This is a genomic window from Comamonas odontotermitis (assembly GCF_040396735.1).
GTDB classification, from domain to species: Bacteria; Pseudomonadota; Gammaproteobacteria; order Burkholderiales; family Burkholderiaceae_C; genus Comamonas; species Comamonas odontotermitis_C.
This window is the reverse complement of record NZ_JBEBNZ010000023.1, coordinates 41,111-55,851: the sequence shown is the minus strand read 5'-3', so window position 1 is coordinate 55,851 and position 14,741 is coordinate 41,111. Positions and strand designations below refer to the sequence as shown.

Genomic DNA, 14,741 nt, shown 5'->3' with positions numbered 1-14,741 from the left:
TCGGCACATCTGGGCAATCCAGGGACGCATAGCGAATTTTCCAAGTCAAGGTCAATTGCCTCGTTACCCATCACCTGGATAGGAGATAAGGTTGAGGGCGCGGATGCCCAGGGGGGCTCGTAACGAGCCTGTGTACGTTCGTTCTAAAGTTGATACGATGTATATTATGTTAAGTCAGATCAATGCACGATAGCCGATGGCAACCCCATGGCACGCATCCTCCCGGCGCTGAGCCCCGATCAACACCTCTTTTCGATTCTCGCTCCATTCAGGGTTAACGCTGGGTAATTTTGTGTTCCGTGAAGAAGCTTTGCATCCACAATTTCCTCCTGGCCCATCCAAGGAGAAATTACCCAATGCAAATCCCATCCCATCCTGCGTCTTCCGTGTCACCACGCTACAGCCTTGTGGCGCTGGCGTCGATCGTGTTGTTGTCTCTGGCGGGCTGTGGCAGCTCTGGCGGCAATGACGACAAGCTGGTCAGCACGGCCTGTGAGGCGTCGACCAACGACGGCTCGGTGGTGGTGGGTTCTGGTCTGCCGGGCGATCCGTCCTTCCCCGAGCTTGCCTCCGGCTATCGGACCGGTAAAAAGGCGGTTGAAGGCAACAAGTACATGGTGGTCACTGCCAATCCACTGGCGTCCAAGGCAGGTTGCGAGGTGCTCAAATCCGGTGGCTCTGCGGTTGATGCGGCGGTTGCCGTGCAGATGGTGCTGGGGCTGGTGGAGCCACAATCGAGCGGCATTGGTGGCGGCGCTTTCATGCTGTATTACGATGCGGCCAGCAAGAAAGTGACGGCCTATGATGGCCGTGAAACGGCGCCCGCGGCAGCCACTCCGGATTACCTGCGCTACATCAGCGACGGCGACAAGACTGTGCCGCAGCCCAGCGCCCGTGCCAGTGGCCGCGCCGTGGGCACGCCAGGTGCTGTGCGCATGCTAGACCTTGCACACAAGGACCACGGCAGCAAGCCCTGGAAGGACCTGATCCAGCCCGGTATCGATCTGGCCACCAATGGCTTCAAGATCAGCGGCCGCATGTCGGATGCGCTGGCGGGCGCCAAGACGGCGCTACAGGCCGATGCCGATGCGATTGCGCTGTATTTCAATGCAGACGGATCCACCAAGAGTCTGGGCCAGACGTTTACCAACCCCGCCTACGCAGCAACCTTGACCAAGATTGCCACGGGTGGCGCCGATGCGTTCTATACCGGCGCCGTGGCGCAAGGCATCGTGAACAAGATTGGCGTGACGCAGAACGTGACCACAGGCACGCCCATCACCCCGGGCGTCACCACCATGGCCGATCTGGCGGGCTACCAGGCCAAGAAGCGCGATGCGGTCTGCACAACCTACCGCGCCAAGTACGTGATCTGCGGCATGCCACCCCCATCGTCCGGCGGCATTGCGGTGGCGCAGGCCATGGGCGTGCTGGAGAATTTTGATCTGGCGCCGCACAAGCCGACCGCTCTGGATCTGGAGGGTGGCAAGCCCACAGCCATGGGCGTGCACCTGGTCAGCGAAGCCGAGCGCCTGGCCTACGCCGACCGCGACGTGTACGTGGCCGATACCGACTTCACCCCCCTGCCCGGCCCTGTGGGCTCTACCCTGCTCGACAAGAATTACCTCAAGAGCCGCGCAGCGCTCATCTCCACCAAGCAGAGCATGGGCACTGCCACGGCAGGCCAGTTCGGCAATACCCGTCTGGGTGTGAGCAAGGTGGCTGAAAACGGCACCACCCACATGACCATTGTCGACGCCAAGGGCAACGTCGTCAGCATGACGACGACAGTGGAAGCCGGGATGGGCTCCTACCACGTCACCCAAGGTTTTGTGCTGAACAACCAGTTGACCGATTTCTCGGCCACGCCCACTTCGGCAGACGGCCTGCCGATTGCCAACAAGCTTGAAGCCGGCAAGCGTCCCCGCAGCTCGATGGCGCCGACCCTGGTGTTCGATGCCAATGCAGACGGCACGCCCGGCGCCTTCAAGATGGCCACGGGCTCGCCTGGCGGCAGCACCATCATCCAGTTTGTCACCAAGACCTTGGTAGGCGCACTGGACTGGGGCCTGGACGCCCAGCAAGCCACCAATCTGGTGAACTTTGGCGCGGCCAACAGCAAGACAACCAATCTGGGCGGCGAGCACCCCAATATCGTGGCGGCCAACAATGGCGATGCTGATCCGCTGGTGCAGGCGCTGCGTGCCATGGGGCACACCGTGTCGGTCAATGCACAGTCGAGCGGCGTGGGCACGGTGATCCGCACCACCTCCAGCGCGGGCGAAGCACGCCTGACTGGCGGCGCTGATCCGCGTCGCGAGGGTGTGGTTCTGGGTGATACCTACAAAGTCCAGCCCTAAGCCTTAAGCCCAAACCAATCTGTTAACCATAAAAGCCGCTGCAGACATGATCTGCAGCGGCTTTTTTTAGACGAAAACGGCTTCCGGTGCTTACGCAGCGCGTGCTGGCAGCTCCTGTTTTTGAAGGTGCTCGTTGATCTGCGCAATCACCGGCAGCAGGTCTGCCACGCTGTCGATCACAAAATGTGCCCCCGCCTCCTGCAGTTGCCGGGTGGCGGATGCGCGCACTGCCGCTTGCTCGGGCGGTGGCAGTGCCTGCCACTCGGGCAGGGACAGGCCGTTGGCGTTGCCGCTGATGGCGACGCCCACCGTCCAGCAGCCTGCGTTCAGGCCTTCGGCAATGCCGACGCCGGTATCATCCACCTTCACCACGGTGGATGCGGGCCACACGCCCAGGTCGGCAAAGCAGCGGTACATCATCAAGGGGCTGGGGCGGCCCGCGGCCAGGTCGCCGGCGCAGACGATGTTGTCTGGCGCGTAGCCTGCCTTGGCGGCAATGGGCTGCAACACGTCCATGATCGGGCGGTTGTAGCCAGTGGTGCTGCCGATCCTGACGCCGTCGGCGCGCAGCCGGGCCACCACATCGAGCGCGCCGGGAATGAAATCGGCAAAATCGCCGACCACGCGGGCGTTCATCGGGGTGAACACTTCGTACAGGTGATCGATATCGCTGATGGCCACGGGCTTGCCATATTTGCGCTCCCACTGGGAGGCGACCTCCGGCAGGCTGCACAGCGCATGGATGTGGTCCCACTTGGCAGAGCCCATGGGGCCGCGTGCCTGCGCGATGGTGATGTCGATGCCAAAGTCCTTGAACAGCTGGACAAAGGCACCCATGGGGGCACGCGAGCCAAAGTCGACAATCGTGCCGGCCCAGTCAAAGACGACGGCCTGAACGCGGTCGGTATGGTGAAAGTTCGTCATTTCGGATATCCAATGGTGTCAAGGTTGCGGGGGCAAGGCAGAGGCCGCGCCATGGAAGCACGGTGGCCTACCAGTTCTCGAAGGTGTCATGCGCCACGCCAAAACCGGTGCTGGCCCCGGTGCCGCTGGTGACCACGGCAACGCGGGTGGCGTCGTCCGGCGCCTCGATGAAGCAATCGGTGTCGGGCGCGGACGGATAAATGCCCACCCAGCGCTCGGTCACCAGGTAGTCGCTCAGATGGAGCGCCTCGTGCATGTGGCGCAGCATCAGCTCGTCCACCTCGTCCATCGCAAAAGGCGCAACCGACGCGCCGTAGTGGTGCGAATCTCCGACCACCAGGCTGCCGTCGGCGCTTTGCACGGTAATCAGATGGATGCCGTGCGCGAGGCTCTCGCCCTCTTCCTGCTGCAGTTCGGCCAGCAGCGCCTGGGCCTGCGGCAGTTTGCTGTAGCCGTGGTAGCGCACCAGGCTCAAATCGCCCATGACGGAGGCTGTCAGCTTGAAGCCCGCGTGCGGCCGCACGCGCAGCATCTGCAACTGGCACAGTCGCACCTGGTGCTTGGTAAACAGCTGGCTGTAGAGGCCATGGATGTCGGCATTGGTGCAGACCACCACGCGCTCTGCGTGCAGGGTTGCCTTGGCGGTTACCACCTTGGGCGTCGCCACTTCCAGAACTGCTTCGCCAAAGCGAAAGGTGACCTTGTGCTGCTCGGCCAGCCAGTGCGTGAGCTGGCCAATGGCCTGGCGCGACTCCACGCGCAGGTCGATGGGGCTGTGCAGCACAGCCCGAGCGTTGCTCAGCTTCAGTTCAGGCGCGTGCCGTGCAGCCTGCTCGGGGCTCCACAGCTCGCAGCCCACGCTCTGGGCCATGTCGGTCGCCATAAAGGCCTCCAACACATCCACGGCTTTGTCACGGGTGGCCACCACATTCAGGCCCTGGTGCACCACCTGAATGCCCGCTTGCGGCGCGATAGCGGCCCACACGTCGCGGGCGTAGCGGGCGCGCCGCCAGGTGTCGCCTGCGCCCTGCCCGGTCACGGTCACAAAGCCGAAATTGCGGATGGATGCGCTCACGCAAGCGGCGTCACGCTCCACCACACACACCTTCAGGCCCTTGCCGGCGGCCTCATACGCATGCGCCAGGCCCACAATGCCCGCGCCCACCACGATCACATCAAAACTGCTCACTGTTTTCCCTTTTGTCCAACATGTCACCGGCTGCATGCTATTAAATTTGATAGCACTACGCGCATTCACATTTCGCTAGCGCACTGTTTTATTGACAACTAGCGTTTGCGCCATGCCTGGGTTCTCTGCGTCAGCCACCAGCCTGCCACCTGGTAGAGCACGGTCACCACGCAGCTGATGGCGGCAATCATCACGGCCATGGCGGCGGCGGCGGCCATGTCGCCCGCTTCGTCCAGGTTCAGGATGGCGACGGCGCCCAGGCGCGTGTCCGGCGAATACAGAAACACGACAGCCGAGATCGTCGTCATCGCCGCAACGAAAAAGTAGCGCGACACTTCCAGGAGCGCAGGCAGGCACATGGGCAAGGTCACCTTGAACAAGGTGCGGTAGAAAGGCACCTTCAGCGACGCACTCACGGCTTCGAACTCGCCATCGATGGCCTTGAGTGCAGTCACCAGGGTCATGTGGCCGGTGGTGTAGTAATGCATCACCGTGCACAGCACCATGAGCGGCATGGTCTGGTACAGAAAATTGAGCGGATTGCCCGGCGCATTGAAGAAAAAGATATAGCCCAGGCCCAGCACCAGCCCGGGCACTGCCATGGGCACCATGGCCAGAAGGCGCAGCACTGGGCGAACGGCGTTCATGCCCTTGGTCTTTTCCAGCAGGTAGGCGCCGGTGAACACGACCACGGGGCCAGCAATCGCGGCGCTCACCGCCATGGTGAGGCTGTTGAAGATGGCGGTATCGACACCGGCATCCACCAGGCCGCTGGTGTAGTGCGACAAGGTCAGGCCCAACTGGTACGGCCAGAACTGCACGAGCGATGCAAAGATCGCCATGCCGAACATGGCCAGCATCAGCGCCGCCATGCCCCAGGCGAGCACTGCGCAGGTGCGGTCGGTGGCCGCGTGCCTGGTGGGCTGCAGCACCACGGCGCGCGCCGTCAGCACCGAGGTCTGCTTCTTCTGCACCTGGCGGTCAATCAGGTAGGTGATGACGGCAGGCAGCAGCAGCAGCAAGGCGACTACGGCACCGCGCTGGAAATCCTGCTGGCCGATCACGAGCTTGAAGACATCGGTGGCCAGCATGTTGAAATTGCCGCCAATCACCTTCGGAATTCCAAAATCGGTGATCACCAGGGTGAATACCACCAGCGCCGCCGACACCACGCCATAGCGCGCGGCAGGCAGGGTGACGGTGAGAAACTGACGTGTGCGGCTCGCCCCCAGGGCGGTGGCGGCTTCGTAGAGGCGCTGGTCGCCCACGGCCAGCGCGGTCACCATGATCATCAGGGCATGGGGAAAGGTGGCAAAGCACTGGGCGAGCACGATGCCGGGCGCGCCGTAGATGCTGTCAAAGCCGAGAGCCTGTACCGTGCCCTTGAAGACTCCCTGGTTGCCAAACCAGTAGATGAGCGAGATGGCCGACAAAAGCGATGGCGCAAGCAGCGGCAGCAGGCTGATGCTGCGCAGCACGCCCTTGCCACGGATGCCTGAGCGCGTGATGGCATACGCAAACCCAAAAGCCAGAGGCACCACGAACACGGTCACCAGCAGCGACACCCAGATGCTATTCCACAGGCTGCGGAGCAAGGCTGGCGACTGAAAGTACTGGATGAACCGGGCAAAGCCCGCGCCCTCTCCGTTCTGCCCGGGGGCAAACGCGTGGCTGAGCAAGGCCGCCAGCGGAGCCAGCAGCCCGACGACCAGCAGCGCGGTGAGAAGAAGCAGCCCGGCGTGCGCCATGCGATCAGCGGGGGCTGTGCGAATACCCGCGCTGCGCAAGCCCGATGGGGCCCTGCCGCTGTTCAGGGTGGTGGTGGAAGAAGTCATAAAGCTCCGAAAGCCCGCTGCCGCGTGATGGTCCGCTTGTCCGGTCGCCCTGGCACAGATTGGAATGGCCGCTGGGCAATGTTTGGTGAAATCGGGCGATAGCGCCCGTCCATCAAGCGCTGGCAGCTATCAATATTTCTGCGCAAAAATCTTCAACTGTGTGGCGTTGACCGAGAACTGCAGCCAGCGGCCGGGCTGCACATCGAGCTGGGTCCACTGCGCGAGCGACAGTTGCAGTTGGATGCGCTGCTCGGGCAGGCGCGGCACTTCGGCGTGCACGATGCAGGTGGCGCCCAGAAATTCCATGTGTTCGACACGGCCCGTCCACACGGGCGCGCCCGTTGCGGGCGGAACGCTGGCGGCAGGCGGCATTGCCGTGCAGTTGTGCACGCTGCAATCTTCAGGGCGCAGGTACACATCGAGTGCCTGGCCTTTGGCGAGCTGCGGCGTCTGCGGGCAGAACAGCTTGTGCCCACCCAGGGTGATGCCGCCGTCTCCGGCCGCAATGGCCTGGAGTTTGTTGGCCTTGCCGATGAATTCGGCCACAAAGGGGGTGGCGGGCCGTTGGTAGATCTCCATCGGCGTGCCCACCTGCTCCACCACGCCATGGTTCATCACCACCACCCGGTCGGCAATGGCCATGGCCTCTTCCTGGTCGTGCGTAACCATGATGGTCGTCACGTACAGGCGCTGCTGCAGCGCCCGGATTTCATTGCGCAGGTGCACGCGCACCGTGGCGTCGAGCGCAGACAGGGGTTCGTCCAGCAGCAGCATGCCGGGCGACATGGCCAGCGCCCGGGCCAATGCCACGCGCTGCTGCTGTCCGCCCGAGAGTTGCGCCGGGTATTTGGGGCCACTGCCCGACAGGCCGACCGTCTCCAGCAAGGCATGCACCTTCTGTGCAACCAGGCTTCTGGGCTGGCGTTGGCTCACCAGGCCGTAGGCCACGTTGTCCGCCACGGTCAGATTGGGAAACAGCGCATACGACTGGAACACGATGCCGTAGTCGCGCTGAGCGGCAGGCAGCTCGGAGATGTTCTTGCCGTCCTGCCACACCTCGCCGCTGGTCTGCGCTTCCAGCCCTGCAATCGCCCGCAGCAAAGTGGTCTTGCCGCAGCCCGAAGGCCCCAGAAAGCACACCAGCTCGCCGCGCTGGATCTGCAGGCTGACCGATTGCAGCGCGGTAAAGCTGCCGTAGCGCTTGTGCAGATGACGAATGTCAAGGTACGGAACACCCGTATCCTGCGGGCGCGCCGCCGGCGCGCCCAGGGGCTCAAATGCGTACGACGTGTCACGCAACGGCAGGGGAGCCGTTGCGGCGGCGCTCTGTCCGGTCAGTTCTGCATTCATGGACGCTGTTTCCCGCTCGCTCACTTCTTGGCTTCGCTCTTGGCGTCGTAACGCTTGGTCCACTCGGCCAGCACGCGTTCGCGGCTATCGGCCATCTTGCCGAAATCGAGCGGAATCAGGCGCGATTCGTAGTCGGCAGGAATATTGGCCAGCTTGGGCGCCACGCCGGGCATGGCGGTGACAGCAAAGTTCTTGCCATACAGTTCCATGGCATCCTTGCTCACGGCCCAGTCCACCAGCTTCTGGGCGGCCTGCTCGTGCTTGGTGCCCTTGTAGATGCTGATGCCTTCCAGATCCCAGCCCAGGCCTTCCTTGGGGAAGACGAGGTCGATCGGCGCGCCCTTGGCCTTGTTGGCGTGGCCGCGGTATTCGAACGAGATGCCGGCAACATACTCGCCCTGGGCTGCCAGGTTGCAGGGCTTGGAGCCCGAGTGTGTGTACTGGGCGATGTTCTCGTGCAGTGCGTCCATGTACTTCCAGCCGCCGCCCTTGCCATTGTCGTCACCAAAGAGCTGCAGCCAGGCGGCCACGTCGAAGTAGCCGGTACCGCTCGATGCGGGGTTGGGCATTACGACCTGTCCCTTGAACTCGGGCTTGGTCAGGTCTTGCCAGCTGGTGGGCACAGGAATATTGCGCTTTTTCGCTTCGACCGTGTTGAAGCAGATGGTGGCGCCGAACACGTCCATGCCAACCCAGTGCGGTGGGTTCTTGCTGTCGCGGTACTTGGCGGTAATGGCTTCCAGGCCCTTGGGCGCGTAGCCTTGCAGCATGTCGTTCTTGTCGAAAATGGCCAGGCTCGATGCAGCCACGCCCATGATCACGTCCGCCTTGGGGTTGGCCTTTTCGGCGAGCAGCTTGGCGGTGATGACACCCGTCGAATCGCGCACCCACTTGATGGCGATATCGGGGTTGCTCTTGGTGAAGGCCGTTTCGTAGGCCTTGAGCTGGTCGATTTCCAGCGCGGTATAGACCGTCAGCTCGGTCTTTTGGGCATATGCCGCACCTGCGGCCACCAATGCGGCTGCGGCCGCCACGAGCTTCTTCCAGTTTTGCATTCCGAACTTTCCTGCGTTGTATGGGATGGATCGGCAGGAAGTATCTGAATGTTCTGTGACCTCGGCATGGCATATCGATGAAGCTTTTGTGACGTATTGCCGCGTTGCCGCCATGGGGCAATGGCCTGGGGAAAGGATATGCAACATACGTCACGCATGGCCGACTGCTATGCTGCAGCCATGCAATCCCCACTCTGGACCGTCCATGTCGACGGCAGCGCCCTCCCCAATCCCGGGCGCATGCGCATTGGCGTTGCTGCCGTGGCACCGGACGGGCAAAGCCACAGTTTCAGTGTGGCCCTGCCCGGCACAGGTTGCAACAACGAAGCCGAAGCGCGTGCCGCCATCCATGCGCTGCACTGGTTGCAGCAACTGGGCGCGCGTGAGGTACTGCTCTATACCGACAACAGCATTCTTGCCGAACAACTGGCGCGCGCCCCTGCCAAGCCTATCGCGCGGCTGGCCGATATCTATGACAAGGCGCGCGCCCTGCTGGCGGGGTTCGACCGTGTGCAGGTTCAGTGGATTCCCAGGCACAGGAATACTGTGGCGGATAGTTTGGCCAGGGGTGACTGCGAACAGATCACAGGCTTCAAAGACAGGTAGCGCCAGCGCGTGTGTCCATCATCGACTTAGCGCCTGATGCGGGATGCGCTCCCTCGGGGTTTGCTGCCTAGGCGCGCTGCCCGGGCAGATTGGGCAAGGCTGCGCGAACCGTGTGCGCGCCCTGGCCCACGTTCTTGCACTGTGCCAGATCCAGCGTTCTGTGCACTACCCGCCGCGTCTTCGCGCCCCTTGGACGCATCCGCCTGCAGGCGCTCGATGTCCCGCTGCAACTGGCTTTTCTGTGCATGGAACTGCTGGTCCATCAGCGCAATCTGGTGCGCATGCTGGCTCATCGTGGCCTGCAGGTCCTGCTGCAATTGCTGGGCGCGGATTTGTGACTGGCTCCATTGCGCCTCCACCTCCGCCGCCTGCAACTGCAAGGCCTTGCGCTCGGCGTGCCAGTCCACCTCCAGCTTGGCCAGCTTTTCCTGCTCGGCCCGCTGCGCGGCCATCCACTGCTTGGCCTCTTGCCGGGCGCGGTCAATGTCCTGCAGTGCGCGGTGCTGCTGCGCCTGGGCGGCTGCATGCTGCTCTCGCAGATGTTCCGCGTGGGCCCTGTCTGCTTCGTCGCGTGCCTTGCGGCTGGCAAACAGCTCCTGCTCCAGCGCCTGCAGGCGCTGCTGTTGTTGCGCCGCAAACTGGTCCTTCTGGCGGGCACCCTGCTCCAGCTCGGCCAGGCGCGCGCCCTGCATCTTGATCTGCGCATGGGCCACGGCCAGCGATTGCTCCAGCGATGCCCGTTGCTGCGCCATGGTGGCCTGCTCCTGCACAAGCGCATTCCGTTCGACGTCCAGCGTCTGCCGGGCGGCCTGCAACTCTTCGCGTTCTTGCGCCAGTTGCACCTGCGCTTCATCCACCGCCTGGCGCATCGCCGCCTCCCATAAGGCCTGCGCAGCTTGCAGAACCGGCGCTGGTGCCGATGTGCCCCTGCCCTCCTCTGCGACCAGCCCGTTGCCGCTGCCCTTGAGTTGCGCCATGCGCGGCCCCAAGGTGGCAAACCACTCCTCCAGCATGGGGCTAACGGTGTTGGGCGAGCCGCGACCAATCTTTTGCCGCACCCGCTCGATCGTGGGGCGCTTGCCCTCCAGCAGCAGCGCGTCGGCCGCGGCCCAGACATCGTCGCGCTGAATGGCGCGCTGGCTACGCAAATTTTCCATGGTTCACCTGCTTTTCTGTTTTACTATCGATAAGAGGTATTTATCGATACTTTCATTGACATCTAATGTAATACATCATACATTATATGTAATATTTATTCAATATGAAATCCAACAATCCACGCCGTGGCGATTTGCAACCCCTTTTGGCAACCCTGTCCACCACCGATGTACAGCCACTGCAGGCCGACGCCCTGTCGCAGGCAGCTCGCACGGCTTTGGATGCCTTGCGGCTGGAGGCCGAATCGGCCAATACCACGCACAGCTACCAAAGCGCCCTGCGCTACTGGGCTGCGTGGTACTGGCTGCGCTACCGGCAGGCCATTGCCCTGCCCTTGCCTGTTGCTGCGGTGCTGCAATTCATTGCAGACCACGGCGAACGCGTCGCGAAAGACGGGCTGGCCTGCGACCTGCCCGTATCCATCGACGCGCAACTGGTGCAGGCGGGCTTCAAGGGGAAAACGGGGGCTCTGGCGCATTCCACGCTGGTGCACCGGATTGCAGTGCTCTCCAAGGCGCACAGCCGCAAGGCGCTCGCCAATCCGTGCCGCGATGCCGAGGTGCGCGAAGCCCTCTCCCACTTGCGCAAGGCCTATGCACGGCGAGGGGCGCTGGCGCAGAAAAAGGCCGCGCTGACGCGGCTTCCGCTGGAGCAGTTGCTGGCCACCTGCGACGACAGCCTCAAAGGCCGGCGCGACCGCGCACTGCTGCTGTTTGCCTGGGCGAGCGGCGGCCGGCGTCGCTCGGAGGTGGCCGAGGCGCGCATGGAGTGGCTGCAGCCCATGGGGCCGCAGCAGTACCTGTATGACCTGCGCCTGTCCAAGACGAATCAATCAGGGGTGGATCGTCCAGAAAATTTGAAGCCTGTTGTAGGCCCTGCCGGCGTGGCGCTGGCGCAGTGGCTGCAGGCCGCAGGTATCAGCGAGGGGCCCATCTTTCGGCGAATTTTCAGGAATGGACGGGTGGGCGACACAGCGCTGACGCCACTGTCCGTGAACAACATCGTCAAGGAGCGCTGCGCACTGGCAGGCATTGAGGGCAATTTCTCGGCGCATTCGTTGCGCTCGGGCTTTGTGACCGAAGCAGGACGCCAGAACATGGCCTTGGTCGACACGATGGCCATGACAGGCCACCAGAGCGCCTCCACTGTCCTGGGTTACTTCCGCGCCGAAGCACCGCTGGCCAACAAGGCGGCGCGCCTGCTGGAAGACCCCGGCACGCAAGAGCAATGAAAGACGGCACCTAGAGCAACTGCAATAGCCGCATCACCGCCGTCAGGCCGCCCAGCAGCACCAACTGGTGCAGCATGTAGTAAGGCAGGCTGTGCCGCCCCAGCCAGGCCAGCAGGCGCATGGCACCTGCCGTGGCCGGACGCGACCACCAGGCGCGCGCGCTGCCGCTTGCCTGCGCAAACCATTGCCGGCCCGCCACAAAACCCAGCAGCATGATGCCCAGCCAGGGCAGCAGCGGCACATAGTCTTCGGTGCGTGGCTTGGTGGTGATAAGGCCCAGCACGCTGCCCGCCCTGCCGTTGAGCCACTGCATCCACTCCGGCGGCAGGCCGTCTGCCATGTGCCGATAGGCCAGAGGCAGTGCAATGGCGATGACAGCCACTCCCAGCAAAAGCCACGCAGGCGCACCGCGCCATGCACGCACCATCAGCAGCATGGCGGCCATGCCGTGCAGTACCCCGAAATAGATATAGCTGTGCGGAAACATCAGGTACGAGCCCAAGCTGACTGCGAGTGCGCAGGCCGCCACCACGCCCCAACGGCGCAAAAAGCGCCCCCAGGGTACGTCCTGCGCCAGGGCTACGGCCTGCGCGAGGCCCGCGCAGAACAGGAACAGGCTCACGATGGCGGTGCGCTGCCAGACCCAGAATGGGGCGCGGTAGAAATCCTGGGCCCAGATGCCCAGATAGCTCAGGTCGAAGCAGAAGTGAAATGCCGTCATCCACACCATGGCGAGGCCACGCAATGCATCCAACCGGTCCAGGCGACCGGAGGTGGGGGAGGCTGCGGCAGTTTTTGGGGCTCGGCTCATGCAGAAAATGGATGGGGGGCAGGCAATGCCGCACTATAGCGGCCCCGCAGCACCCGATCAGCGACTGGTTAACCATGAGCGGGCCGCACACAGCCAAAGAAAAACCCGCTGCAATTGCTTGCAGCGGGTGTTCAATGGTGGTCGGAGCGGCGGGATTCGAACTCGCGACCCTCTGCTCCCAAAGCAGATGCGCTACCAGACTGCGCTACGCTCCGACAAGCCAGCATTATAGCCAGGTTTTTTCGGTGTTTTCAAGTGGATTGCACATTCTCGAAAAATACCCTGGCGGCAGGATGCATTGATTGTCGGCCCTACCGGCGATACAACGCGGCCTAGACACCGTCTTGCTTTTGCTCCCTGCAAAACCCTGGTGCAGGTCATGGCACAGGTCTGTGCAGATGCTCTGCCCGCACATGCAATGTTTCTCACCAAGAACCGGGGTGTTCATCGACTGGGTCGCCGAGTGCATGGGCCGGGCTGCTTGAAGCGAGGCCGTTGGGCTGTTTGAATGCATTCAACGGCGCAGAGCATCAGCCCCACTTCATCTCGCCCTTGGCAACCTTGGCGCTCAGGGCAAGACCTTCGAGCCCGCCCAGACCTGGGAAGCGTTTTTGCATGGCCGCAATCAGTTCGGCAGAGTTCTTGGCCTTGGCAGCCTCTTCATCAAAGGCGCGGATGTAGTCGGCGGTAAAGTCCACGGCTGCGATGCCCTGCGGCATTGGGCCCGCAAAATGGCCTGGAATGACGACTGCCGGGGCCAGGGCCTTGATGCGCTCGAGCATGGCCAGCCAATCGGCATGGGACTGCGCAGTCTGGGTGTCTGCCATCCAGACATGCTCGCCAGCCAGCACGGGAATGCCGCCCGCCACGGTCTTGATCGATGGAATCCACACCACGGTGCGGTCTGGCGTAGGCCCGTCGAGCCCGATCAGCTTCAGCTCCTGCCCGTCGACCGTCAGCGTGTCGCCCTGCAAAGGCTGGGGCACGATGATCTGCTTGGGCGCATTCGCTCCCAACTGCGGCCCCCAGACCTTGAGCTTTTCGTCCTTGGTGGCTTCGATGTGCGCAATGGTTTGCGCTGTGGCCACAATCCTGGCATCGGGGAAGGCCGCGTGGAGGCTCTCCAGACCAAAATAGAAATCGGGATCACCATGGCTGATGTAGATGGTGGTGAGGCGCTTGCCGGTGGCCTTGACCTTGTCAGCCAGCTTGCGGGCCTGTTCGGCCGAGAACTGCGCATCGATCAGCACCACCTCGCTCTTGCCGTGTACCAGCACCGAAGAGACGGCAAAGATCGCCTGCTCGCCAGGGTTGAAGACTTCAGTGGTCAGCGCCGCCTGCTGCGCAGGCTCAGACGGTGACGCAGCCGCCGGGGCGGTCGCTGGCGCTGCTGCGGGGGCGGTTGCATTGCCCGCCTTGTCGCAACCAGCCAGCATGGCAGCGGCCGCGAGGGCAATGGCCGACAAGGTGTAGATCGATGGTTTCATGTTCTTTCCTTCCAAAGGTGAAAATTGCAGGCCGGTTGCCTTGCGTCAGGGGCTCTGCGCTGCTTGTGCTTGCAACGCGGCCCGCAGCAGGGCCAATTCCTCGTCAAAACTTCCGCGCTGGCGAAAACGCCTGCCCGCGCGGTCATACCAGTTTTCGGCGTCTTCCAGATCACCTTCCTGCAGGTGCACGAGACCGTGCAACCAGGCTGCAAGCAGGCCCTCGTGGCGCTGCACGCCGTCGTGTGCAGCCTGCCAGTTGCCAGCCTGCAACTGCGTCAGCAGGTCCAACAGTTGCTGTGGTTCAAGGGCTTGCTGCATGGCGCGTCAATCCTTCATGGCCTGCTGCACGAGGTGGCTGTCCACCACCTGGTCCATGCGGATGATCTGGCCATTCCTGAGTTCATAGAGATGCGAAAAGGCGGCGGTCATGTGCTTGCCGGTTTGCCGATAGGTGCCCGAATAGGTTCCAAAGGCAGCCACCTTGTCGCCATCTTCCAGGTAGGTGTGAACCTTGGCGGCAAAACCTTCCCATTCGCTGCCCAGGCGCTGAAAGACGCCAGCCACGATCTGTGCCGCCCCGATATAGGTGCCTGCATAGGGAAAGCCAGGTGCTTCGGTCCAGCGTACGTCCGTAGCCAAAGCCGCGAGCAGATGCCTGCTGTTGTCCTGAGGCGAACCTTCGTAGGTCGCCCGAATGATGTCCAGATTGCTCGTCATCGTCTCTCCCATGCAAAG

General features: G+C 62.9%; 13 protein-coding genes and 1 tRNA gene. 3 read left to right on the top strand and 11 right to left on the bottom strand.

Going from position 1 to position 14,741, the window contains the following annotated elements; translation table 11 throughout:
• Positions 1–356: 356 nt before the first annotated feature.
• Positions 357–2,360, top strand: coding sequence for a gamma-glutamyltransferase (gene ggt / locus ACH2DG_RS16985; protein ID WP_395027610.1), 2,004 nt, complete (start codon positions 357–359; stop codon positions 2,358–2,360).
• Positions 2,361–2,450: 90 nt separating this feature from the next.
• Here the strand turns inward: ggt and phnX are convergent, their stop codons facing one another.
• The 5 genes from phnX to ACH2DG_RS16960 form a co-directional block, all read right to left on the bottom strand.
• Positions 2,451–3,284, bottom strand: coding sequence for a phosphonoacetaldehyde hydrolase (gene phnX, locus ACH2DG_RS16980; protein ID WP_395027608.1), 834 nt, complete (start codon positions 3,282–3,284; stop codon positions 2,451–2,453).
• 67 nt (positions 3,285–3,351) lie between these two features.
• A complete protein-coding gene (locus ACH2DG_RS16975; protein ID WP_395027607.1) occupies positions 3,352–4,473 on the bottom strand; it encodes a TIGR03364 family FAD-dependent oxidoreductase in 1,122 nt (373 codons plus the stop codon).
• A 98-nt stretch (positions 4,474–4,571) separates the two neighbouring features.
• Entirely contained in the window at positions 4,572–6,308 is a 1,737-nt protein-coding gene (locus tag ACH2DG_RS16970) for a putative 2-aminoethylphosphonate ABC transporter permease subunit (protein ID WP_395027605.1), read from the bottom strand.
• Positions 6,309–6,437: 129 nt separating this feature from the next.
• Complete coding sequence (locus ACH2DG_RS16965) at positions 6,438–7,658, bottom strand: putative 2-aminoethylphosphonate ABC transporter ATP-binding protein (protein ID WP_395027603.1); 1,221 nt, start codon at positions 7,656–7,658, stop codon at positions 6,438–6,440.
• Positions 7,659–7,678: 20 nt separating this feature from the next.
• On the bottom strand, positions 7,679–8,713 hold the full coding sequence (locus ACH2DG_RS16960; protein ID WP_395027602.1) for a putative 2-aminoethylphosphonate ABC transporter substrate-binding protein: 1,035 nt from the start codon (positions 8,711–8,713) through the stop codon (positions 7,679–7,681).
• Between the two features lie 180 nt (positions 8,714–8,893).
• On the opposite strand from ACH2DG_RS16960, the gene ACH2DG_RS16955 reads away from it, so the two are divergent.
• The gene (locus ACH2DG_RS16955; protein WP_395027600.1) at positions 8,894–9,319 is read left to right on the top strand and encodes a ribonuclease HI family protein; all 426 of its coding nucleotides are present in this window, start codon (positions 8,894–8,896) and stop codon (positions 9,317–9,319) included.
• Positions 9,320–9,345: 26 nt separating this feature from the next.
• On the opposite strand, the gene ACH2DG_RS16950 is transcribed toward ACH2DG_RS16955, so the two are convergent.
• Entirely contained in the window at positions 9,346–10,476 is a 1,131-nt protein-coding gene (locus tag ACH2DG_RS16950; RefSeq protein WP_395027599.1) for a DNA-binding protein, read from the bottom strand.
• Between the two features lie 104 nt (positions 10,477–10,580).
• Here ACH2DG_RS16950 and ACH2DG_RS16945 point away from each other — a divergent pair, with 104 nt between their 5' ends.
• A complete protein-coding gene (locus ACH2DG_RS16945) occupies positions 10,581–11,708 on the top strand; it encodes a site-specific integrase (protein ID WP_395027598.1) in 1,128 nt (375 codons plus the stop codon).
• A 10-nt stretch (positions 11,709–11,718) separates the two neighbouring features.
• Here the strand turns inward: ACH2DG_RS16945 and ACH2DG_RS16940 are convergent, their stop codons facing one another.
• The 5 genes from ACH2DG_RS16940 to ACH2DG_RS16920 form a co-directional block, all read right to left on the bottom strand.
• Positions 11,719–12,519 carry a heparan-alpha-glucosaminide N-acetyltransferase gene (locus ACH2DG_RS16940; protein WP_395027597.1) on the bottom strand — a complete coding sequence of 267 codons (801 nt, stop codon included), beginning with the start codon at positions 12,517–12,519 and terminating at the stop codon, positions 11,719–11,721.
• A gap of 138 nt (positions 12,520–12,657) precedes the next feature.
• Positions 12,658–12,734, bottom strand: a tRNA-Pro gene (locus ACH2DG_RS16935).
• A gap of 315 nt (positions 12,735–13,049) precedes the next feature.
• Positions 13,050–14,006 carry an MBL fold metallo-hydrolase gene (locus ACH2DG_RS16930; RefSeq protein WP_395027595.1) on the bottom strand — a complete coding sequence of 319 codons (957 nt, stop codon included), beginning with the start codon at positions 14,004–14,006 and terminating at the stop codon, positions 13,050–13,052.
• A gap of 45 nt (positions 14,007–14,051) precedes the next feature.
• The gene (locus ACH2DG_RS16925) at positions 14,052–14,324 is read right to left on the bottom strand and encodes a hypothetical protein (protein ID WP_395027593.1); all 273 of its coding nucleotides are present in this window, start codon (positions 14,322–14,324) and stop codon (positions 14,052–14,054) included.
• A 6-nt stretch (positions 14,325–14,330) separates the two neighbouring features.
• Entirely contained in the window at positions 14,331–14,723 is a 393-nt protein-coding gene (locus tag ACH2DG_RS16920) for a nuclear transport factor 2 family protein (RefSeq protein ID WP_395027592.1), read from the bottom strand.
• Positions 14,724–14,741: the final 18 nt, after the last annotated feature.

Coding starts and splice junctions, on each gene's coding strand:
- ACH2DG_RS16920 (WP_395027592.1), bottom strand. CDS start 14,723: ATGACGAGCAATCTGGACATCATTCGGGCGACCTACGAAGGTTCGCCT.
- phnX (WP_395027608.1), bottom strand. CDS start 3,284: ATGACGAACTTTCACCATACCGACCGCGTTCAGGCCGTCGTCTTTGAC.
- ACH2DG_RS16960 (WP_395027602.1), bottom strand. CDS start 8,713: ATGCAAAACTGGAAGAAGCTCGTGGCGGCCGCAGCCGCATTGGTGGCC.
- ACH2DG_RS16945 (WP_395027598.1), top strand. CDS start 10,581: ATGAAATCCAACAATCCACGCCGTGGCGATTTGCAACCCCTTTTGGCA.
- ACH2DG_RS16925 (WP_395027593.1), bottom strand. CDS start 14,324: ATGCAGCAAGCCCTTGAACCACAGCAACTGTTGGACCTGCTGACGCAG.
- ACH2DG_RS16930 (WP_395027595.1), bottom strand. CDS start 14,006: ATGAAACCATCGATCTACACCTTGTCGGCCATTGCCCTCGCGGCCGCT.
- ACH2DG_RS16970 (WP_395027605.1), bottom strand. CDS start 6,308: ATGACTTCTTCCACCACCACCCTGAACAGCGGCAGGGCCCCATCGGGC.
- ggt (WP_395027610.1), top strand. CDS start 357: ATGCAAATCCCATCCCATCCTGCGTCTTCCGTGTCACCACGCTACAGC.
- ACH2DG_RS16955 (WP_395027600.1), top strand. CDS start 8,894: ATGCAATCCCCACTCTGGACCGTCCATGTCGACGGCAGCGCCCTCCCC.
- ACH2DG_RS16950 (WP_395027599.1), bottom strand. CDS start 10,476: ATGGAAAATTTGCGTAGCCAGCGCGCCATTCAGCGCGACGATGTCTGG.
- ACH2DG_RS16965 (WP_395027603.1), bottom strand. CDS start 7,658: ATGAATGCAGAACTGACCGGACAGAGCGCCGCCGCAACGGCTCCCCTG.
- ACH2DG_RS16940 (WP_395027597.1), bottom strand. CDS start 12,519: ATGAGCCGAGCCCCAAAAACTGCCGCAGCCTCCCCCACCTCCGGTCGC.